The following is a 22135-nucleotide window of genomic DNA, read 5'->3' on the forward strand; positions in this document are numbered from 1 at the left end:
ACCACGCCACCAGCCGCCCCGGTGTACCGATCCCGGCCCCCGGCTATCTCATGGAAGATCTTCTGCCATCCGTACAACCTCGGAAGCTGACGACGGTCTGATATGACAGGGGGATGTACGTCAGCACGACAGGTCCCCGCAACGGGTATGCCCGTTACGGGATGCGTTCAGTGGTGCCGGATAGCCTTCGCACATCACGTAGCAGGCGAAGCCTGCACGTTACCGCTGGACAGCACGGACCGAGAGAACGGCGCACATGGCAGCACGCAGCCTCGATGGGCGATGCACGAATGCATGGCCAGCCCTTACGGGACCAGCACGCAGATGGCCGACGCTGGTGACGGGGCAGAGGCAGGGCGACGCAGCCGCGCCCTGCGTCACGGGGGACAGGGGCACGGTGACCAGCGCATGAAGATCTACTGGAGCGAGCCCACCAGCTCATCCAACCACCCTGCTGTTGCTGCCCTGCGAGCCTGGTTCGATCACCTCGACCACCGCGCACAAGACCTTGTGCTGCGCCATGTCTGCACCAAGGACCCAATACCTCTCACCGCCCTGGCCCACGACCACGCCATACCCCGCCAGGACCTACGGCGCCGCCGCAACCAGCTCCCCGCATCGCTGGACGACGCGCTGGACACGGACGCGGCGGCGCTGAGCGCAGTGACGGCGATTAACAAGGAACTGCAGATTCCCGCGCAATGGCGGGACGTGGTCAGACGCCACCCCTGGCTTGCGGTCACCGTCAGCGACCAGCACGGCATCACCACGCTCCAGATCCTCCTCGGATTGAGATGGCCCGATGCCCTCCAGGACACTTGGCTGTTCGACGGCGACCTCAGCGCCTGTGCTGCAGCAACGCTTGGTGCCCTACAGCTCGAACCGCAGGAGACGATGAGCCTTGGCACCGCCCGGCGCCGTCTGGACGAAGCCCTTGTCCCCGCTCCGCAGGACGAACCACAGCTGCAACACTGGCTGACCTACTGCGGACTCACCTGCCACTCCACCGCCGGCGGCGGGTTAGTTTCGATAACGCCCCACACTGACGCATCCACCACAGACCCTGATCAGCGCGATGGTGTCCACCACATAGAAAACGAGACACCGTACTCCCACCGATCGCTCCCGCATGCTCTGTTGCGGATCTCGACACTGCTCCATGAAAGCCCCACCCCCGACACCAACAGGACACTGAGTGACGTACTGGCTCGTGCTGATCAACTACAGGGGGAACTCGGGCAACTCGCACGGTGCGTGCGTGACGCCGTCACCACCACCCCCCCCGGCACATGGGCACTCGGCGCCGGCACCTCCCGCACGGCACACCTGCCCACGCGCCCCACGCCGGCAGCACACGCAGCAGCACGGCACCACAGCGCACCAGACGCGCAGGAACGGCTCACATGGCTCGAAAGGCTCGCCGGCGATCTGCAGCATCTGGCTGCCACACACCCCAGCGACCGCCTGGACGGTGCCGCATCCGCATGCGACTCGACGCCCTCCGGCACCAACGACGCACGGGCCCAGTGGCTGCGCTCCCTGCGCCACGACATCCGCGAAGTCCTCCTGCAGGTGCGCACCCCCCTGCCAGCAGGTGAAATCGCCGCACTCCTGCAGCGGCGGGTCCGCCTGAAAACGCTGCGTGACATTCTGCGAAACGATCCGCACATCATCACGGCAGGGCACGACAGGTGGGCCCTGGCCCTGCTTCCGCCCGAGGAGCCCAACCCCCACCCAGCCTCTGCCCCCTCGGCACGGCTCACCCGTCAGCTCGACACCGTGGTGCAAGCACTCACGGATGCCGACCGACCGTTGTCCACCGCCGAACTCAAGGAATGCACCCGTCTCAGCATGCAACTCGCCTACCTCAAGCAGAGATTGGATGCCGACCCGCGCTTCCAGCGCAGCGCGAAGGACCAGTGGGCCCTCACCGAGTGGGAGCTGCCCGTGTACAAACCGATGAAGGAACTCGTCGGTGACCTCATCGACACCCACGGCGGCGCCATCGACGCAGAGGAGGTCATCCGCCGACTCCTCAGAGACTTCGGCGTCAAAGAAGCCAGTCTGCGCCAGGTCATGTCCTCCCCACCCTTCACCGCACGAGGGGGAGTGGTCCGCCGCTTGGCCGACGTCGAAGCTGAACACACCCGCACCCCCGACACCGACACCGAACCTGCCGACGACGACGCGCCCACCGCGGACGACCTGATCAAGGGCATGGGACTGATCTGATGGACCCCACCACCCGACTGCGGGACACCGACCTCGGCCCGGAATACCGCAGCGACCGCGGCCACATCGTCCACGACTTCTACCTGCCGGCCCTGCGCACCGCCACCCACTACGACCGGGCAGTCGGCTACTTCACCTCCTCCAGCCTCGCCCTCTTCGGACAGGGACTCGACGACTTCACCGACCGCGACGGCACCATGCGCATCGTCGCCTCCCCCTGCCTCGAGCAGCAGGACATCACCGACATCGAAGCCGGCTACGCCCTGCGCGCCGTCCTGGAGCGGGCGGCCCTGCGCGACCTGACCCACGCCATCGAAGAGCCGCACGCCGCGCGCGGCCTCGGCAAACTCGGCCGCCTCGTCGCCGAAGGCCGCGTGGAATTCAAACTCGCCTACATCTTCAGCAACAACCGGGTAGGCATGTACCACGAGAAGATCGGCATCTTCCGCGACGGCAAAGATCTCGTCGCGTTCAAGGGCAGTGCCAACGAAACGCGCTCCGGGCTGGTTGGCAACTTCGAATCGATCGAGGTATTCCGTAGCTGGGATCCCCGCGACGCCGACCGCGCGCTGCGCATAAGCGAGGACTTTGACGATCTCTGGCACAACCGCACCACCCTGCTGCGCGTCCTGCCCTTCACCGACGCCGCCAAACAGATCGTGGAACAAGCTGCCCGTGACACCGCAATGCGCACCGACCTCGACGACCTTCCCTTGGACGGGGCACCAGTGGCCGTCCACCCACCGCGCAACGACACCAACGGCATGCTGGCCATCCCCTCCGACCTCTTCGTCCGCGACTACCAGAAGACGGCCGTACAAAACTGGTTTGCTCACCGCGGACGTGGCCTGTTTCGCATGGCCACAGGAACCGGCAAAACCCTCACCGCCCTGGCCGCCGCCGCGCAGCTCACCGGCATGCTCCACAAGCAGAACAAAACGCTCCTCACCGTGATCGTCGTCCCCTACCAGCACCTGGTCGACCAGTGGGCAGGCGACATCGCACGGTTCGGTATAACCCCCCTGCGCGCCTATGAATCCACCAGCGCCTGGTACCAACGTGCCAGCGACCTTCAGCACGCCCTCGCCCTAGGCGTCGCCCGCGCGGGCGTCATCGTAACCACCAACAAGACCTTCGGCGATCCCCCCTTTCAACGTTTGCTCGCCGACTACACCGGACAGCTCCTGCTCATCGCAGACGAGGCACACAATCTCGGAGCCACCCGCCTGCGCACCCGACTCCCAGAGAAAGCCCAGTACCGGCTCGGCCTGTCCGCCACCCCCGAGCGCTGGTTCGACGACGCCGGCACCGAAGCACTCACCGACTATTTCGGCGACGTCGTCTTCGAGCTGGGCATGGGCGAAGCCATCCAACGCGGGGCCCTGTGCCGCTACACCTACCGGCCCATCCTGGTGGAACTGGACGAAGAAGAAGCCGACCTCTACGTCACCGTCACCACCAAGATCGCTAAGCTGATGGCAGCCCAACATGGCGCCGACACCCTGGACGACGACAGCCCACTAGGCGCTCTGCTACGCAAACGCGCCAACATCCTCGGCCACGCGCGAGCCAAACTGCCAGCCCTCCATAAGGAACTCGAGCAGCGACGCGATCAATCCCACCAGTTGATCTACTGTGCCGAAGGCCGCCATCCCCTCTCTCACGAACACGATCTTGACGAGCCCACCCAGCTCGACCAGGTCATGACCATGGTCGGCACCGACCTGCACATGCCCGCGGCCCGCTACATCTCCGAGACCAAACGCGCCGACCGGCAAACAGTCCTGCGCCGCTTCAGTGCAGGAGATGACCTGCAGGCAGTGGTCTCCATGCGTTGCCTTGACGAAGGTGTCGACGTCCCCGCTGCCCGCATCGCCTACCTCCTGGCCAGCTCCTCCAACCCCCGCCAATTCATCCAACGACGCGGCCGCGTCCTGCGCAAAGCCGACGGCAAAGACACCGCCGACATCATCGACTTCATCGTCGTACCCCCCAGCGGTGCCAGCGCCCTGCAACACGAAACAGAACGCCGCATGCTGCGCGGAGAGCTGGCCCGTGTCGAAGAGTTCGCCCGTCTCGCCGACAACGAAGCCGACACCCTCGACCTCCTGCGCCCACTCCGCAAGCGCTACGGTCTGTTTGACACATGATCAGCCACACGCAGCCGTCTTTTCCCATCCTTGCTGTTGGAGTCGAATTGACCACAGGTCCCAACCCGCCTGCCCCGCGGCGCACCGCCCGCGACGTGTTGAGTGAACTGTCACCCGAGGCACGCCAACTTGCCCAAATCGTGACGCAGTTGGAAAACGAATACCTGCACATCAACAACCCGACGCAGGTTGTGCCCGGCATCGTCGAGGCCGTCAAGGGACTGGTCAAGTGAAACTGCGCAGACTGACCCTCAACAACTTCCGTGCTTTCTACGGAGAGCAGGCCATGGACCTGTCCACCGAAGACAACAAGCCCGCCATCTTGATCTTCGGCAACAATGGCGCCGGCAAAACCACCCTGCTCAACGCCTTCACCTGGGCCTTGTATGGCGCCTTCTCCGACGACGTGGAGCAACAGCACCGCGTCATCCACGACCAAGCCTGGGCTGACGCAGGCTTCGGAGAGCCGGTCAGCGGCTCGGTGAAGCTCGACTTCGAGCACGAAGGCACCCACTTCACGGTCACCCGCGACGTCACCGTCACGAAGAAAACCGACGACCAGACGCCCGTCACCCCGCAGCTCACCGTGTTCGAGACCTCACCAGACGGCGAAACCAAGAGCGTCCCCAACGGGCAGGACCGCATCGAGAAAATCCTCCCCGAGGGACTGCGCCGCTTCTTCTTCTTCAACGGTGAACGCATGGAGAAGATGTTCACCGGCGAAGAAAATAACGATGAAGTCAAACGTGCCATCAAGACCCTTCTCAACTTGGAATCGATCGAGCGCGCCATCAACAAGCATCTCCCCGAAGCGTCCAAGAAGCTGGCCCGCGAGATCGACAAGAAGAGCGACAGCAGGCTCAGTGAACTGACCGACACCATCGAGCGCCTTGAGCAGCAACAAGCCGTCGTCGATGCGGCAGCACTGAAGCTTTCCAAGGACGCCAGTAGCTACCAACGCGAGGTAGACGAAGCCGAGCGACAGCTACGCGCCAACAGCCAAGCCGCCCCCCTACAGGTACAGCGCACCCGTCTGACCCGTCAGATCGAAGCTGAGCAGGACAAGCTGGCAGAGCTCAAAGCCCGCAAACGGGAGCGACTGTCCAAGAGCGGCTTCATCGCCTTCACCCAAGGAAACGACGAGACGGTCATGAAGCTGGCCGAGGGTATGCGCCAGCGTCGAGAGCTGCCCGCAGGCATCCAGCGCAGCTTCATCGACGGCCTCCTCGAAGACGGCCAGTGCATGTGCGGGCGTCCCCTTGAGCCCCACACACCGTCTTATGAGGAACTCGAACGGCGCCGCTACAACGCCGGCCTGGCCGACGTCGAGGCTCGCTGGGTCTACGTCGACGGACAGATGCGCAACCTAGGTGACGAACGCCAAGCTCTCCTCGACGACCTGAAGCAAAACGCCCAGGACACCCTGGCCGTCAACGAAGCCATCAACCGTCTCAACGCCGAACGCAGCGATGTCGACCGACAGCTGGAAGGCGTCGACCTCCAAGACGTCCAGCGTCTGGAGCAGCGTCGCAAGGAGTACCTGGAAAAGAAGACCCGGGCACTCATCGAACACCAGCAACGCAAGGACGAGTTCGCCGAGCTCGACAGGCAGATCGACGCCACCAAGCGCCTGTTCAAGCACGCCGAGGGCGCGAACGAGAAATCCCGCAGAGTCCAGCGGCAGGTCAACCTGGTCGAGGAAGTAGCGAAGGCGTTCACTGAAGTCCTGGTTTTGAAGACCGAAGAGGTCCGCGAGGAGCTGGACCGCAAGATCAAAGAGGTATTCTCCCGCATCTTCATCAAGTCTTACGTTCCAGAGATCGACGACTCCTTCGAACTTCACCTCAAATCACCCGCTGGCGTCGCTATCCGCTCCACCGGTGAAAACCAGATCCTGGGCCTCTCCTTCGTCGGAGCCGTCTCCGAACTCGCCAAGAACCTCCGCGATCGCCGAACCGGCACCGACGACGCGCTTGCCGGCGGCGGCAGTATCTACCCCGTCGTCATGGACGCCCCCTTCGGCAGCCTCGACCTCACCTACCAGGAAGAGATCTCCCGAGCCCTGCCCGAACTCACCTCGCAGATCGTCACCCTCCTGTCCCAGTCGCAAGCCCGCGGCAAGGTCATGGAGAACCTCCAGACATCAGCAAGCAGCATGTACGTACTGCGTTCCATCACCCCCAACAAGCAGGCGCAGGAGGAGACCATAGAGATCAACAACCGCGCTGTTGCCTACGTTTCCCACGGGGACTTCGAGCACACCATCTTGGAGAAGGTGACCGTCTGATGGCTACCGTCGACCGTTTCCGCAGGCCAGCGCAGCACGAGGACCTCCTCAACGAACTGTCGGGTAAAGACGGCCCCTTCCGTACCCTGGTCGAGGCCCTCATGTTCGCCGCGGCCCTTGGCCAGCGAAAAAACCGGCGGGAAGAATTCGACAAGTCAGGTGAATCCATCAGACTCGCCCTCATGGAGGGCCGCGTCTATGGAGATGTCTTGATCGACATGCTCGCAGCCGTCGAAGTCCAACAAGACCCAAAAATCCTCGCCGACGATCGCCTTGATGACCGAGTGCGCATTTTCGAGGAATACGCCAACGGTGGACTCAGCTACATTCGAGGCGAGCTCAACACCGCTGCCACACGCGACCTGGACGTCCTCATCGGCAACCTCGTCATGGACGCCCTCACCGCGCCAGCCGAAGAAGACGACGAGGTAGGTGCGATTATGTCGTCAGCCGACCTTGACTGGTAAAGAAACGCAAAGAGAGAACGAACGGGCAGTGATCTCCGCAGGTCCGCGCTGAAAGGAAAGCAGAAATTCCCGGCGCGGGCCTACGCTTTTTCCGCTGCTCGGGAAAGCGCCACATATGATCTCATAAGTTTTGGGGTATTGCCGGAACGGCATGAGAATGTTGAATGCGACTTTCCTCGGTTCCCGGCAACGGAAGAATGTTAAACCTGGCCCACCTGATTACTCGACCTACTTGATGCGCTTTCCGGTGTACCCTCCCCGATTGCTGTCCGCTGCGCCTGATCCTTGCGAACGCGGGCGACGGCACTGCGGTTACGGCGCCCCTATGAATACGCAGCTTGTGAGGTGGGGCAAGCGCAGCGGGGAGTTGTATGCGAGCGCTGCGCTCCTGGGGCAACGTATCAACGTGGCAGGACGCAGGATCGCCTTCGTGGGTGCCGCCTTCTCAGAGCAGCCTCAGTGCAGCTTGAAGGGTGACCGACTGTACAGGCAACCTGCCCAAACAGGAGGACTCGAGGTGGCAAACCCGCATACGTACGAGCCTCACGATGTCGTCATCCCGCGCGCTTCCCCGTCGAGTTGCCACTTCCGTCCCGCATCAGATGCGCCGCACCGACAGGACAGCGAGAGGCGCGGCAGCCTTCACCCAACCGTTTACATAAGATGGAGGTCGCATACGGTGCGAACGCCACGCAGCACGCACTGCGCTGCACCGCGGGCACCGCAAAATTGAAGTGGGGCACGTGAGTTCGAAGCATGAAACCCATAACTCCACGCGCGCGCGTAACGCGCGCGAGCACATGACGATGATGCCATCTCCCGCGCTGTCGAAGCAAGCTCCTCAAGGAATCTCCTTCGTTGCGCCTGTGGGCACGCCGCCTCCTTGCTCGAATTGATGCCATTCGCCCGATTTTGGAATTTTGAAATGCGGGCGCGCTCCCGACAGGTGCACGTTTCTAATTTTCTATGCGGAAGATTGTCTGTCGTTTTCAGAACCTTTTTTGGCGACGCCGAAACGGCTGTTCCAACGTCAGATTACCGGTACCGTTGGTGACCGTTGCCGACGCCTCACCGAAAGCATGTGACACGGTGGAAGCAGCTCAATGCATGCTGCCTGCGGCGCATGAACGTACCGTTTTTCGTGTGAGGAGTAGCTTTCCTTGAGTCTTACGCTGCGCGCACCGCCCCATCCGTGACGCCACCGCTCTCTACCGATACCTGAAGCGAACGCCCCGCGGCAGTACACCTCTTCTGTGAGGGCGTGAAGAGCGATGGCGCGGCAGACCCTTGCGGGGAGTACTGACCGATGTGAGTAACCATCAGCAGGGTCCACCGGCAGCGCAGTTGGATCCCGCTTCCCATGTCGCCCTAACTTCTACCCCCTGCCGCACCCCGTTTCGTCGAGGTAAGTCTTCACGGATGTCCGATGTCGTCAGGGCTTGGTTGTGCGTTCGGGGTGTGGCAGACAGAGCCATCGGTCGCAGCGGGAAGTCCCCGCACACCCGTTTGCCGGACACCACTTGCCCGGGCGAGCCCGCACCCACCACATCCAATTCGCCTTACCAGGCCTTTCGCAAGAAGGAAGACTCCGATGCTTACGCTTGTTATGCTGGTTGGCCTGTTGCTGACCTTGGTCAGCCTGCTGGTCGTCGGCGCACTGGCTTACGTCGTCCACCGCAGACCGGTGCTCACCCAGCCGGTGACGGTCGCCCTGGCCGCTGCAGCGATCCTTATCGCTGCAGTCAGCGCCATCATCGCCGCCGGCGCCCGGTGACGATCGAGGAAGGCAGTCCACAGCGAGGACTCTCGCCAGGCCGCGTGCTGTTGGGAGCAAGCTCGAGGCCCCTGCTGGGCGGGCTCTGGTCACCCAGCAGCCACCGGAGTGAGCGCGGCCCGGCTGCCCGCTGAGGGCCTGCGGTTTGTTTCAGGTGCCGAGCGGGGCTGTTGCGGCGTCGATCTCTTTCATCGTGATGTTCTCGCTGCCGCTGCGGATCGCGATGACGGCGGCGGTGGAGACGACGTAGGCCAGGGTTTTGAAGTAGCCGCCGGTGCGCCGGTGCAGTTCGACGGCGTGCTGGCTCAGGGCGTTTTCCTCCAGCCGGTACAGGCTCAGGCCGGCTTCGAAGCTCGCCAGTACGCGCCGGAACATCTCCTGTTCCTTGGTCTTGGTGCCCAGGGGCAGCGGGTGCAGCCAGGTCACCGGCAGCAGCGCGGTGGGTGAGGGGGAGACGGGCGCCGGTGGGCGGTCTGCCTGTTGAAGCCGGACCCGGTTCTCCTCGCTGACCCGGGTCAGGTCCCGGGCCAGGATGCGGGCCTGATGCAGGAGGTGGCTGGCGCCGGTGCCGCAGAAGATGAGCGAGATGCCCAGCTTGTCGCGCAGGTAGTCGAAGTAGGGCAGTACGTTCGCCAGCTGCTGCGACGAAGCCCGGTTAATGTCGTCGATGAGCAGCAGACGGGTCTGCGCCGTCTCCAGGACGTAGTTGACCGGCAGGGTCACGTCCTGGTGCCTGCGCATTTCCAGCACTTCCGCGAGGCTCTTCGGCTCGGGGTTAAGACCCAGGTAGGAGCCGATCTCCCAGACCCAGTTCACCCGCAACTCCGGGTCTGCGGGAGTGGTGATGTGCACCACCGGGATCGTGTTGGGCCGCCTGCCGTTCGTGGCGACCTCGATCTCCTGCTGGGCGGTGCGTCCAACCGCCCGCAGCAGACAAGTCTTGCCGGTGCCCGCGGGCCCGTCGATGACATGGTCCATCAGGCCCTCACGGCTCCCGCTGTTGCGGTGGACCGCCTCGACGACCATCTCCTGCATGTGGGTCATTGCGTCGGTGGGCACCATCCGCAGATGCCGGTGGTAGGCGATGGCTTGTTCGTCGGTCTTCCTGTCCTCAGTGGGACTGCTGCCCGCCGCCAGGACGGGCGGCTCCACCTCCTCGTCGACGAAGTGGGTCCAGCCGGTGAGCTGGAACAGCGGCAGCGGCCGCATCGGGGTGTCCTTCAGCTGCTGACGCAGACGGGCCTCACGCCTGTCGCGTAGTTCTACGGATGCCTTCATCACGCTTCCCTCTCATCACGGTCCTGACCCACACCGGCAGACCGGCTCCAAGCCGGGGAACGTGTCCGCCCCCGGCCAGCGTGCGTCTGCGTCGTTCACGGCCCCTGCTCCCGGCCGCCTACATCTCCCATACGTCGTCCTCGTCCCCGTCCGGATCGAGGTCGTCGAGGAGTTCCGCATCGACGACCTCTGCCGGTGTTCCGCTCGTGCCGACGTCCTGCGGGCTGCCGTCGCCGGGGAACAGCGCTGCCAGCGGATGCGGAGCCTGCCCGCTGTCTGAGGGCCGGTCCGCGTCGGCTGCACCTGCGGGCAGCGCCGGCGGGGCGGGTACGGACAAAGGAGCCAGAGGAGAGATGGGCAGCGCCCGGTAGGGCCGCAGCGTCGACAAGTCGAACTCCTCCAGACCCGCGTAGGGGTCCTGGGACGGCTGTTCGGTCTCCAACTCCAATCCCTGAAAGGGCGGTTCGGCTCCTGTGCGCTTCGGCGGCGGCCTGCGACTGCGCCGTCGCCGGTTGCGCTGCGCCAGGGACAGGGCGATCGCTTCCTCGTCCTGCTCGCTTCCGCCTGCCGCGCGGTGCTGCTCGGCGTGCTCCTGCCACATGTCCGCGGTCCACGGGTCGGTGAGCAGGTGCCGGAGCCGGAAATCACAGGTCACCCAGGTGTCGCGGTTCGTTCGTTCTGATCGGCATCGGGGGCGTTGAACTGGGTTGATCAGTTGGCTGGTTGGGGCTGGCGGTCGGTTGGGGGCCGGCGGGGTGGTCGGCGTTTATTGCGGGCTGGGGCTGGGCGGGTGTGTGAGCTGTGGGTTTTGCGGCTCCGGGCTGGTGGTGTGGCGGTTGGTCAGTTTGTTTGGCTGACCGGTCAGGTTCGGTGGGTGGCTGTTGTAGCGGCACAGGGGTGCGGGGCCGTGGATGCCGAGGGTGGTCATCAGGTGCTGCTGGTGGGGGTGGAGCTGTTCCCAGGCTCGTTGCTGGGTGCGGATCCACTTGGTGGTCTGGTTGGGGAAGGGTTGGGCGGCCATGTAGTGGGCGTGGGCTTGGTGCCAGCTGTGGTTCCAGGTGGCTCGCCAGGGCGGGTTCCACCACGGGTCGAGCACGGCCAGTTGCGCGTTGTGGGGCCAGGGCCGGCCGGTGCGTTTCACGTGGGCGTGGGCGGCTCGGCGTTGTTTATACAGCCACCATCCCAGGGGAAAACCGTCGTGCTCGGTGCGGTAGTCGGCTGAGGTGAGGTGTCCGTGTTGGACGGTCCAGGCTTGGGCGTAGGGCAGACCGGCCGCGAAGGCGGAGGGCGGGTTCTTCAGCCGCGGGCGGGCTGGGCGGGCTGGTTGGGGAGGTTTCGGTGGTGGTGCCAGCGCGTGGGCGCGTTCGCTGGTGAGGCCGGTCTCGGCGAGCTGCTGTTGCTGCTCGGGGTGGAGGCTGTCGTAGCCGGAGCACTGGGTGAACAGCCATTTCGCTGTCGCCGATGGGAGCGCGTCGAGGTCGGCCGTGGTGGCCAGGGGGCGGCCGGTGGTGTGGGTGCGGGCGGTGAGGTAGGCCTGCTGCCAGCGCAGTCCTCCCGCCGGGTTCCAGTGAGGATCGATTGCTTCCAGGGCTTTGATGCGGTCGGTGGGCAGTTTTCCGCGGCTGGCTCGGCCGCGTTGGGTGCGCAGCCAGGTGCCGAGGTGGTAGCCGTCGTGGCGGGCGGGTTCGGGGACGGCGAGGTTGCCGTGTTCCTGGGCCCAGGCGCGGGCGTGGGTGAGGCCGGCGGCGAAGGAGGCGGCTTGGGTTTTGCGGCGGGGCCGGGCGGTGCGGGCGCCTTCGGCGGTCAGGCCGAGGTCGGCGAGGAGTTGCTGCTGGCGGGGGTGGAGGTCGTCGTAGACGGTGCACTGGCTGTATAGCCACTGCCCGGTCCAGTCCGGTGTGCCGGGGAAGCCCTCCTGGGGGGCGAGGTTTTGGCCGGGGGTGAGCTGTGTGCGGGCGGCCTGGTAGCGGCGTTGCCATTTCATGCCCCAGGGCGGGTTCCAGTACGGGTCGATGCGGGCGAGGGCTTCTTCGTGCGGCCAGGGGGTGTCGAAGAGGCCGTGGTGGAGGTTGGCCTGGTGTCGTTGTCTGGCGAGCCAGCGGCCGAGGGGAAAACCTAAGTGGCGGGCGGTGCGGGGGAGGTCGAGGGCGCTGTGCTGGGCTGCCCAGTCCCGGGCGTAGTGCAGCCCTGTTTCCATGGCGGGATGCCGGGTGGCCGGGGCGGGCACGGCGTTGCCCGCGGCGGGTTCGGTGAGGCCGAGGCGGGCCAGGAGCTGCTGCTGGCCGGGCTGAAGCTGCGTGTAGTTGACGCACTGGGCGTACAACCACTGCCCGGTACGGTCGGCGAAGTTCCGGAACCCGGCTTCGGGGTCGAGGGGGCTGCCCGCAGCGACGGCGGCGCGGGCGTGGTGGTGCTCGCGTTGCCAATCGGTGGGCCAGGGCGGGTTCCAGCCGGAGTCGAGGTCGATCAGCGCCTGGTTCAGCGCGGGGTCGAGTTGGCCGCGCCTGGCGCGCACCCGCTGGTTGTGCAGCCATTTGCCAATTGAGAAGCCGTCCTGGCGTGCGGAAGTGGGGGCGCACAGGTGGCCGTGCTCGGCGGCGTAGGCGCGGGCGTGGTCCAGGGCGGTGCGCCGGGCTGCCTTGAGATCCCGGCGCCGGGGCAGGGCGGCGCGGGCGCGTTCCGGTGTGATGCCGAGGCCGGCGAGGAGGCGCTGCTGTCCGGGGTGGAGGCTGCTGTAGGTGGTGCACTGCTCGTAGAGCCAGGTGCCGAGATTTTCCGTGGTGCCGGGGAACCCGTGTTCGGGCGTGAGCGGCTGCCCGGCCTGCACCAGTGCCTTGGCGCGGTGGTAGATGCGCTGCCACCACAGGTTCCAGGGCGGGTTCCACCACGAGTCGAGGGCGTCGAGGGCGGCGGCGCGTTCGGGAGCGAGCTCGGGTCCCGCGGCGCGCTGGTTGGCGAGCCACAGGCCGATGGCGAAGCCTTCCGTCCGCACCGTGTTGGGCGCGCACAGGTGGCCGTGCTCGGCGGCGTAGGCACGGGCATGGCGCAGCCCACGTGCGAACCCCCGGGCAGCGTCTTCGGCGCTGTCTGGGAGCGACGCAGGCTCGGGCTGCACGGGTGTCTCGCCCCGGTCACTGATTTCCGCCAGGAGCTGGGAGACCGGGGCAGGCCGGTGCGGCGGGGAGATGTGCCACATGCTCCGCGTCTTCGGTTTGTGCCCGGCTTGGCTGCGGACGCAGGCACGCACCCAGGCGTTCAGTGGTCCTGTCGTGGCCACAGTGAGGCGACCGGCGATCCACGGCCGCTCAAGACGCCGGGCCAGTTCGTCGACGAGGCGGGGGACATCGGCGAGCGAGTGCGGTTGATGGCGGCCCGCCTCGTCGAGCAGCTGCTGCTGCACACCCGCATCGGCCAAGGCCGCGGCCAGCGTGACGGCTTCCGCATAGGTCACCGCATCCCGAGCCGCTACGCGCCATGCGAGGCCGTTGCCATGAGTCATCAGCCGCAGCCGGTCGGACCAGATGGTCTCTTCCGGCCAGGCCTCGTCCCACCACGACGCCGTAACCACCTGGGCCACAGCGAACGCTTCGCCGGCGTGCGGGCTGCGCCGCAGCAGCCGTGCAAGACGGCGCTGGGCCGCTGCTACCTGCGGCACATACCGCACGTCCAGCTGCCCAGTGCCGGCCGTCGCTTCGTCGGCGACGGGTGTTTCCAGCATCCAGCACTGGTGTTTGGCGCATACCCGTGCGTGCGGCAGGAGGTAGCGGCGTGCTTCTTCCCCGCCCTGTGTGGCCCTCGCGGTACAGGCCCGGCAGCCGGGGCCGGTCGGCGGGATCGTAGCTGCGGTGCGGACCCAGGCGGCCGGCCCGCTTCCCAGCCTGCTCGAGGGGACCTCCCGGTCCCAGGCCGGCAGGGCACGGCGCAGGTGTTCTTCGGGCATGCGACAGAAGGCGGCGACCATGGCCCGGGCCTCGGTGTTGAAGACGACTTCGCCGTCGGGTCGCACGGTGAAGAGGTTGGGACGCCGTCCCACGTCCACGAGTGCGCCGATAAGTTCTTTGGCCGTGAGCCGGTAGCGGGAGGCGACTCGGCTCATGTACGACAGCGTCGTCTCTCCGTGCAGCGGCGCTACCCGCACCGCGCCCAAACCCCCTCTGTGCCCGGAGAGTTCGGGCTGCTCACGCTGTGGTGGCTGCGCCTGCTGCCCGCTGGTGGCCTTCGTCACCGCCGCTTTGACCTTGTCAGGATCCCGCGCCGTGGCTGCACGGGCGCGGGAGGCGTTTTCGGGGCGGGCGGGCTTGCTGCTCGGCCCGGATGTCGAGCTGAATGCCGGCCAGGAGCTTCTTGGTGATCTTCTCGCTGCCGTCGAGCAGGGCGGTCAGGGCCGCTTCGCGGATGAGGTGGGAGAGGCTGCCCATGACGCCACCGGTGCGCTGGTGGAGGTAGTCGGCGTGCCGCGCCAGGGTGTGCGGGGTGTGATGGCGCAGGCGCAGGGCTTCTTCCATGTCGGTGACCAGAGCGCGCCAGATCTCGCGTTGCTCTGCGGTGGCGCAGGGCAGCGCGGTGTTGCGGATCAGGGTGAAGCGACCGGCGAGCTGGGCGCCGCGCGGCCCGGTCAGCAGGGGAGAGGCTTCGACGTCGACACCGGCGTAGACGAAGGTGGCGGGGATGCGCTCGCCGAGGTGTTTCATCTGGTCGGACGTCTCCGCGCCGGACCGAGTGCGGGTGTCGAGCAGGTGGACGTCGTCCACGAGGACCAGCTTCGTCTCCAGGAGGCACAGCAGGTGGCAGACCGCGTCGGTGATCTGTGCCTGGTTCATGCGGGCCGCGATGGGGATGCCGAGGAACCGAGCGAATTCGCTGACCAGCATCTTGGGTGTGGAGGCCGGTGGCACGGCCAGGAAGACCACGGGCATGCGGTCCGTGCGGCCGGGGTGCCGGCGCTGCTCAGCCAGTTCGAAGGTGCGGCCCATTTCCAGCAGGGTGGTGGTCTTGCCGGTGGTGGGCGGTCCGGAGACGATCAGGCCGCGGCGTGCGGTGCCCTGCTGGCAGCGGTTGAGGAGCATCAGACGCCGCAGCGACAGGGAGATGCGTTCCATGGCCGGGGTGGTCAGCACCACGAACCGGGAGTGGTAGTCCAGCCGTTCCTGCAGCGACCAGTCCTCGTCCGCGGCCGGATGAGGCTGCAGCGGGGGAGCGGCGACGAACTGCTGCCAGCCGTCCCGCGTGGTCGGCGGCGCGTACGCCGCGGCCCTCGCTCCCTCGTGAAGGGTGCTGTCGGCAGAGGTGTCTGTCACCACTGTGCTGCTTCCTGGTGGGCGTCATAGATCCGAGAGGGACGCGGAACCTGAGCGGGGGAGTCCGGCCGTTCGTGTCCGGCAGGCTCGTCGGTGTCTGCGGGGCCGGGCAGGTCGTCGTCCTCGTCCCAGCCGTCCTCGAACCCCGTCTCCCCTTGCTGATCCTCTTCTTCCAGCGAGGTGAAAGCGCCCACCAGGCCGTAGGAGAGGGTCGGAGCCGCCACAGGGTCCGGGACCGCCTGCGGCACGGCCGGTCGGGCCAGGGACGCTGCGGCGCTGGCGCGCGCCGCCACCGTCTGCTCGCGGGGAGTTCCGGCGCCGTTGCTCGCGCGCCGCAGGAGGCGGTCCAGGGCCTGGGCGAGCTGCCGCTCGTGCTCGACCCGGTCGCCGCGGCGCTCGACTGCAGCACGGATGTGCTGCCAGGTGAAGTCGGTGAAGGGCAGGCTGACACAGCCGCGGTGGATCCACGGCACTTCTTCCCATCCGGTGGGCAGCCGCACCCAGATCTGATGGGGGTCGTAGGGGTTGTGGTGCACCTCCCATCTGCCGTCCGGCGCGGCTGACCCGTACCCGCGGTATGGGTTGAGGACCTTGTGGTCGTAGGTGCGGTAGTCGAAGCGGATGCCGTAGTCGTTGATGGCCACCCGCTTGATGGGCATGAGCTCGATGTAGTCGTCCGCGCTCAGCGGCACCGGGACATAGCCGGTGACTCCCACGAGCGCGCCCCACATCTCGTTCGGCGACAGGGCGAGCTTCGGCGCCAGCGGATGCCGCAACGATGCGTGCGGGCGGTGCTGCCAGTCGGCGACGAGCCACTCATCCAGCAGGTCCTGTACCTGCGCGAGCGTCCAGCACGCCTCGTCCTTAACGCGCGTGCCGCGCTGGGTGACATCCGAGCCGCTGTAGCCGGCCACGTACTGGGAGAACCGGTCCCCGATGGTGCGGAACGTCCGCTCGACATGGCCCTTGGCCGGGCCGTTGGCCGGCGGCGCCGGCTGAACGGAGACCCCCAGGCTCTCGCACGCGGCAACGAAGGAACCGGAGACGAACACCGCGCCCTGGTCGACCACCACCGTCTCCGGCATGATCACCGGCCGGGCCGCTGCCCTTTCCAGCCGCGCATCCAACGACACCAGCCGCTCATAGGGGATGACCGACCGGGACATCGCCAGCGCCGTCTCCCACCCGGCGCGCATCCGCATAGGAGTGACCATCTGCGCCAGCAGCACCGCCGCATCCACCGATCTTGTGCCCATCGGCCGCACCACCGCAGCACAGATACTGCGCGTTGCCACGTCCAACGCAATCGACAGCTCAACCCGCCCCGTCACCCCGTCGGCGAGCACCACCAGCACATCCAGCGGCGTGCTGTCCAGCATCACCAGCTCACCCGGCCGCAGCGCCACGGTCGGGGTGAACGGAGGCGCCGGCCGCGACGTGCGCCTCCGCTGCTGCGCCGCCAACCCCAACAGCCCGTGGCCGTCGGCGAGCGCGTGCACCAGCCGGTTGAACGTCGTCACCGGCGGCACCTCCACCACGCCCGGACCATGGGTTTCCTCCAGAACCCACCCGACCATGCGTCGCAGCCGGCTCAGCGTGCCACTCGACCGCCCCTGCTGCGCCTCCAGCACCTGAGTGATCGCAGCGACCACACGCTCATCGGCCCGTCCCACCACAGAACGCCGACGGGCCGCTCGCTGGTCGACCAGCCCCCACAGGCCCTTCTCGCGGTAACGGGCCCGCATCCGCCGCACAGTCACCGCACTCGTCGGCTGCCCCGCCGCGGTCAACTCCGCCGCCTTGGCCTCCTCCCGTTCCGCCACAGTCCACTGCGCCGGATCGAACGCCGCCCGCGGCACACCGCCCTGCCCCGGCACCGGAAGGCCGGTCTCCACCTCACGCACGTGCCGCTCCCATGCCTCCGCACGCTCGCGTGCCTGCACAGGCAGTTCCTCCAAGAGCCCGAACGGAGGCACCTGGCGGCGGGGCGCTCCTACGACCTCGAAGTCAGGGGTCGCGAACAGATAGTTCACCAGCACCGTCACCGTGGAGCTGTCCGAGTCGACCAACCGGGCACGCGCTCCTTCGAGCATCACCACCGTCCAAAAACGGTGCTCGAACCGCACCTGGCTCCCCACCTCAAGCACTGCCGCCGTCACGCAGGCCTCCGCTCGTCCTGGCCTGCTGTCACGGTCACCCGTTCATGCAAGGGCTCGCTTAGCGGGGCTGACAGCGCCCCGGTCCATAAGGCGTGGAAGAGGGCCGGGAGAACCTTGATGGTGTCTCCGAGCTCACGTGCTCCTTCGATCAAGGGCCGGGGGCGGGCGAAGGCCCGCACCGCCTCCTCCATGAGAGCGGTGTCCCCGTAGCGAGGGTGCCGATATCCCGACAGCCAGCCCAGGTTGGCAGCCACAACCGGTTCGGGAGGCGAGGCGACCCTGTACTGCCATCCCACCGCACGTGTCGCCGCTGCCATGACGTCAGCGCGGTGTGCGAGCCGGGGAGAGATCTCCCCTCGCCCAGCACAGTCGAGTAGCAGACCCCTGCCGTCGTTGAGCCGTGCCATCAGATGCGGCGCATGTGATACCCAGGTCCCGTCGGACTCCCGCCAGGACAGCTCTACGGGGCGGCATGCCACCGCCGTGACCGAAGGATCGTGGTCCAGCAGCATCACCTGGGTACGCATGACGCCCGACCCGTAGTGCACCAGCCGCCCGGTGGTTGCCGACCACCACCAGCCCGGCGCGAAACGCCGACCAGGCCGCAGGGGAAACGGATGAACCGGACCGCAGTCCTCCAGGCGCACCACGTGAGCGGCCTCGCCCCACGGGATCCGCTGCTTTCCGCCGTACGGATCCAGAAAATGGGCGCTGTACGGACCGGGATCAGCGACCACCAGGTGCGCCGAAGAATCTTGCTGCAGCGCACACCATCAACCGACGAGCATCCCATCAGGTAATGGCCACATGGCGACCTGCTTCGTCACGCCCATTCGATGCCCAGTTCGGCGAGTGCGGCGCGCTGCTCGGGGGTGAGCCTGTCGCGCCGCTGCTTGGTGTTGGAGAGCCATACGCCCAGCTTGACGGCCACCGGTTCCCTCTCGCCGTCGGCCGTGATCTGTTCGCTGTGGCCGCGCGGGACCGGCCGGTCGGCGCCTTCCCGCTCGACCCACTGCGCGAGGGCGGCCAGGCCGCGCTGGAACGCCTGCTGCGCCTTACTCAGACCCTTTGCGCGCCCGGCCGCCGGGGCGCCAGACGGCGCCTGGGCGGGCTGCACGCCCAGCCGGGACAGCCGCTCCTGCTGCTCGGTGGACAGCTGCGCCCAGGTGCCCGGCTGCTTCTGCCGCTCCAGCCACTTCCCCAGGTCGTCACCGTCCATCAGCACGCCGGGTGCGATGTCGGGCAGGCTGCCGTCGGCGTCGACCAGGTCCGCGAGCACTCGGTACTGTCGCTGCCAGTGAAGTGGCCACGGGCAGTCCCAGTCCGGGTCGATCACCGTCAGCTGCTTGGCACGCTCCGCCGCCCGCTCCGGGTCCTTCCCGAAGCCGCCCTTCCGGCGGAGATTGGCCATGTGCTGCCCGACCGGCACCATCGCCTCGCCCCCGCCCCAGACGGCGTCCTGGCGGGGTGCGAGGTGCCCGGTGGCGCGCCGGTACGAGCGCAGCGCGGCGAGCTTGGCCTCCCAGGCCTCTTCGCCGGGCTCCCAGACCATGCCGGCCTCCGGGGCGTCGAGCAGCTCCTTGCGCCGCTCCTCCAGCTCACCCGCCCGCAGGGCCTTGCGCTGCTGGTGCACCCACCGCCCCAGCGGAAAATCCTTCGTCACCCCCACCTCGACCTCCACGTCATAGGGCACGGCGTGCAGGCCGGTGATGCCGTTCTCGGCCCGCCAGCGGATGAGGGCCTGGTAGCCCTCGAGCCACACCAGGGACTCGGGCCGGTAGACCCGGGTGCGCAGGAACGCGGCGATGGTGGCCGCGTCGCGCGGGCTGGAGAAGTGCAGTAGCGCCGACCCGGCAGCGGCATCGCTGCCGTCGTCCTCCTGGTCCTCGCCGCCGGCGCCGATGATCCGCCCGTCCTCATCGCGCCGAATGTGCACCTTGCGCTGCCCGCTGGTGAGGGCGCGGGAAGCGAGCTGCTCCACGAGTCGTTCATCGTGTGAGCGCAGGCCTTGGAGCACAGCGACCAGTCCCGCATACGAGGCGGAGGCGACCATGTCGGTCGGGTCCTCGCCGGGCTCCAGGAAGACGGGCACGATGATCCGGGCGATCTTCGTGGTGCCGTCGCGGTTGAGCCGCAGGGCCCGGCCGATGTTCTGCACGATCTCGACCTGGGAGGTGCGGGTGTCGGCGAAGCAGACGGCTTCCACGCCCCGTTCGCCGGTGATGTCGACGCCTTCCCCGAGCACGCGAACGCTCGCCAGGAACGCCCGGTGCACCCGCCGGCCGGCCGCGTCGATCCCATTGGCGAACTGCCGGATCACTTCGCGCCGCTCGGTGACGAGGTGGTCGCCGCACAGCCAGGCCGACCACACCCGGTCCGGGGGTACGTGGCGGCCGGCCTCCAGCTCGTAGAAGCCCGCGTCGATCGACGAGGCGGGGAGCCGATCCGCGGCCGCCAGGTCGTCGTCGGAGGCGTCACTGGCGTACAGCTCCGCGGCCGTCTCCGGCAGCTTTTCCGCGAACGCGGCGGCTTCCTCCACCTTCTGGTGGAAGGTCATGACCGTGCGCAGGTTGTACGCCGCGGCGTGCTCCAACAGTGCGGTCTGCAGCAGGGCGAGGCGCCGGCCTCGCTGCGCTTCCTCCGATTCCCCGAGGACCGGTGAGGGGTCGCGGATCTCCAGGACGTCGATCTCGAATCCGGCAAGGATGCCCCGCTCGACCGCCTCGCTCAGCCCGAGCTCGGCCAGCCACGGCCCGTAGGTCTGGGAGTCCTGGCCCATCGACGCGAGCTCCAACTCCTTCCCGCCGATGCCCTTCTGCGGCCGGGGCGCCGCGAGGATGCGCGGGGTCGCGGTCAGGTACAGCCGGAAGTCCGCCGGGATCCGGGCGTTGTCGTGGATCGCCGCCCACGGCCTGCCAAGATCACCTGCGGTTGAGTGGGCCTCGTCCACGATGGCGAGGTCGAAACCGCTCATTTTCTGCCCGTACAGGCGCTCCCCGCCCGCCATAGCGGCCTCCAGCGGCCCGCGAACCTTCAGCTGGCCCTCGGGTGCGTCGATGTCCTCGCGGTCCACCAGGGAGGCGTACGTAGCGAACACGACCACCGGCCCCGACCCCGCCCACAGCGCGAGCTGAATCGGGTTCGTGGTGGTGCGCACCCCCAGCTCGGTCAGCACCGCATCGCTCTCCAGTGAGCACACCGCCACCATCGGCGCCCGGTGCCCCACCAGCCGCCACGCCTGGGCGGTCTGCGCGAGCAGGTCCAGGGTCGGCACGGTCACCAGGATCCGGCCGCCCGAGAAGCACTCCAGCGCGCACGCGGCGGCGGTGATCGTCTTGCCCGATCCGGTCGCGGACACGATCGTGCCCCGCGCCCCCTCCGACGGTACGGATGATCTTGCAGGGAATCCCACCCACTTACGGAAACTCGCTTTCTGGGCCACCTGGTGTTCCCGAAGCTGAATACCCAGCATTCCCACACTTCTCCTTCGCTCGCTTCGGAAATCACAGGGACGGCGTGAAGGGCGGGATGGACACCGTGCCGTCCTCGCCCACGACGATCCGCTCGGCAAGCTGGGTCAGGACCTGAGCGGGGCGCAGCCCCGCCCGGTAGGCCACCGCCCGGATCAGCCGACCGGGCGCGGCGGACAGCCAGACCTCCACCCGCAGTTCATCCGCTTCCTCCCCCTGCCGTGCCCCGAAGGCGGCCTGTGCCGCAAGAGCACCAGCAAACCGTTCCTCACGCCCGCGAGCCCACACCGAGCCCTGAGCATCCTGTTCCGGCTCGTACACGCTCCAACCGACTGCAGTCATCAAGTCCCTGACGCGCCGCCACTCAGCGTGCTGGGCCAGCCAGATGGCAGCCAACCGCTCCCGGTCCATCTCGAACTCGTAGAAGGAACCGTTTCCCCTCAACTGCTCCGCGGTTTCCCGCTCACGGACAGCGGCCTCCGCGACCTTTTCCGCAACGGCGGCGACGTCCAGGCCATTCGCCTGACGCCGGACCTGATCCCGCGCCACGTCCTGAGCACTCCACATGCGTTTTCCCTTTTCCGGAAGCGCGGGCACCTGGACCCGCATCGGATGGTTGGGGGATGTCCCGTGTTTCCGCCAACAGTACATGGTGCATCAATCTGATGCACCATGTACACCAGAACCTGAAACGAACGAGCAACCCCCCACTCTCGCAGCCAGCCCGGCCCGCGAAGCGGGCCCCAACGGTCCTGGAGGCGAAGCCGGAAGGACCGTCAGGCGGGGGAGCGCAGCGGACCCGCCGGCCCGGGCTGCAGCGAAGCGGAAGCCCGGTAGCGGGACGAAGTCCCGCCGCTCCGGGAGCGCAGCGGACAGAGCGTCAACCCCGATGCGTAGCATCGGGGTTGTGCGGGTGGCGCAGCCACCCGCCAGCGCTCCCGCAGAGCGGGAGCGCAACCCCCGTGCGCAGCACGGGGGTTCGCTTGCACATCGCGCAGCGATGTGGTACCCGCTCCGCGGG

Annotated in this window: 14 protein-coding genes; 6 read left to right on the top strand and 8 right to left on the bottom strand. The window is 67.3% G+C overall.

The window, feature by feature from the left end:
• Nucleotides 1–408: 408 nt before the first annotated feature.
• The 6 genes from ACIF80_RS32960 (at nt 409) to ACIF80_RS32985 (ending at nt 8910) form a co-directional block, all read left to right on the top strand.
• A complete protein-coding gene (locus tag ACIF80_RS32960; protein WP_399811441.1) occupies nt 409–2232 on the top strand; it encodes a hypothetical protein in 1824 nt (607 codons plus the stop codon).
• Entirely contained in the window at nt 2232–4382 is a 2151-nt protein-coding gene (locus tag ACIF80_RS32965) for a DEAD/DEAH box helicase family protein (protein WP_399811443.1), read from the top strand. The genes ACIF80_RS32960 and ACIF80_RS32965 overlap by 1 nt, the downstream gene beginning before the upstream one ends.
• On the top strand, nt 4379–4615 hold the full coding sequence (locus ACIF80_RS32970) for a hypothetical protein (RefSeq protein WP_399811445.1): 237 nt from the start codon (nt 4379–4381) through the stop codon (nt 4613–4615). Before ACIF80_RS32965 ends, ACIF80_RS32970 begins: the two co-directional genes overlap by 4 nt.
• Nucleotides 4612–6669, top strand: a complete 2058-nt coding sequence (locus ACIF80_RS32975) for an AAA family ATPase (RefSeq protein ID WP_399811447.1) — start codon at nt 4612–4614, stop codon at nt 6667–6669. The genes ACIF80_RS32970 and ACIF80_RS32975 overlap by 4 nt, the downstream gene beginning before the upstream one ends.
• On the top strand, nt 6669–7136 hold the full coding sequence (locus tag ACIF80_RS32980) for a DNA phosphorothioation-associated protein 4 (protein ID WP_399811449.1): 468 nt from the start codon (nt 6669–6671) through the stop codon (nt 7134–7136). Before ACIF80_RS32975 ends, ACIF80_RS32980 begins: the two co-directional genes overlap by 1 nt.
• A 1591-nt stretch (nt 7137–8727) precedes the next feature.
• Entirely contained in the window at nt 8728–8910 is a 183-nt protein-coding gene (locus tag ACIF80_RS32985) for a hypothetical protein (RefSeq protein ID WP_355096296.1), read from the top strand.
• 150 nt (nt 8911–9060) lie between these two features.
• Here the strand turns inward: ACIF80_RS32985 and ACIF80_RS32990 are convergent, their stop codons facing one another.
• From ACIF80_RS32990 to ACIF80_RS33025, 8 genes are all read right to left on the bottom strand, one after another.
• Nucleotides 9061–10188 (bottom strand): AAA family ATPase, encoded by a 1128-nt coding sequence (locus tag ACIF80_RS32990; protein ID WP_399811452.1) that lies wholly within the window; start codon nt 10186–10188, stop codon nt 9061–9063.
• Between the two features lie 118 nt (nt 10189–10306).
• On the bottom strand, nt 10307–10843 hold the full coding sequence (locus ACIF80_RS32995) for a hypothetical protein (RefSeq protein ID WP_399811455.1): 537 nt from the start codon (nt 10841–10843) through the stop codon (nt 10307–10309).
• A gap of 111 nt (nt 10844–10954) precedes the next feature.
• The gene (locus ACIF80_RS33000) at nt 10955–14413 is read right to left on the bottom strand and encodes a Helicase associated domain protein (RefSeq protein ID WP_399811458.1); all 3459 of its coding nucleotides are present in this window, start codon (nt 14411–14413) and stop codon (nt 10955–10957) included.
• Between the two features lie 16 nt (nt 14414–14429).
• Nucleotides 14430–15488 (bottom strand): TniB family NTP-binding protein, encoded by a 1059-nt coding sequence (locus ACIF80_RS33005; protein ID WP_399811460.1) that lies wholly within the window; start codon nt 15486–15488, stop codon nt 14430–14432.
• A complete protein-coding gene (locus ACIF80_RS33010) occupies nt 15482–17644 on the bottom strand; it encodes a transposase (RefSeq protein ID WP_399811463.1) in 2163 nt (720 codons plus the stop codon). The genes ACIF80_RS33005 and ACIF80_RS33010 overlap by 7 nt, the downstream gene beginning before the upstream one ends.
• On the bottom strand, nt 17641–18381 hold the full coding sequence (locus ACIF80_RS33015; RefSeq protein ID WP_399811466.1) for a TnsA-like heteromeric transposase endonuclease subunit: 741 nt from the start codon (nt 18379–18381) through the stop codon (nt 17641–17643). The genes ACIF80_RS33010 and ACIF80_RS33015 overlap by 4 nt, the downstream gene beginning before the upstream one ends.
• Before the next feature lie 86 nt (nt 18382–18467).
• Nucleotides 18468–21116, bottom strand: coding sequence for a Helicase associated domain protein (locus tag ACIF80_RS33020; RefSeq protein ID WP_399811469.1), 2649 nt, complete (start codon nt 21114–21116; stop codon nt 18468–18470).
• Between the two features lie 31 nt (nt 21117–21147).
• Complete coding sequence (locus ACIF80_RS33025; protein ID WP_399811472.1) at nt 21148–21723, bottom strand: hypothetical protein; 576 nt, start codon at nt 21721–21723, stop codon at nt 21148–21150.
• Between the last annotated feature and the right edge of the window lie 412 nt (nt 21724–22135).

Source organism: Streptomyces sp. NPDC085927, assembly GCF_044540975.1.
GTDB lineage: Bacteria > Actinomycetota > Actinomycetes > Streptomycetales > Streptomycetaceae > Streptomyces > Streptomyces hirsutus.

Excerpts from the sequence above, each read along its gene's own strand:
- ACIF80_RS32960 (WP_399811441.1), top strand. The coding sequence starts at position 409 with ATGAAGATCTACTGGAGCGAGCCCACCAGCTCATCCAACCACCCTGCT.
- ACIF80_RS32965 (WP_399811443.1), top strand. The coding sequence starts at position 2,232 with ATGGACCCCACCACCCGACTGCGGGACACCGACCTCGGCCCGGAATAC.
- ACIF80_RS32970 (WP_399811445.1), top strand. The coding sequence starts at position 4,379 with ATGATCAGCCACACGCAGCCGTCTTTTCCCATCCTTGCTGTTGGAGTC.
- ACIF80_RS32980 (WP_399811449.1), top strand. The coding sequence starts at position 6,669 with ATGGCTACCGTCGACCGTTTCCGCAGGCCAGCGCAGCACGAGGACCTC.
- ACIF80_RS32985 (WP_355096296.1), top strand. The coding sequence starts at position 8,728 with ATGCTTACGCTTGTTATGCTGGTTGGCCTGTTGCTGACCTTGGTCAGC.
- ACIF80_RS32990 (WP_399811452.1), bottom strand. The coding sequence starts at position 10,188 with ATGAAGGCATCCGTAGAACTACGCGACAGGCGTGAGGCCCGTCTGCGT.
- ACIF80_RS33020 (WP_399811469.1), bottom strand. The coding sequence starts at position 21,116 with ATGCTGGGTATTCAGCTTCGGGAACACCAGGTGGCCCAGAAAGCGAGT.
- ACIF80_RS33025 (WP_399811472.1), bottom strand. The coding sequence starts at position 21,723 with ATGCGGGTCCAGGTGCCCGCGCTTCCGGAAAAGGGAAAACGCATGTGG.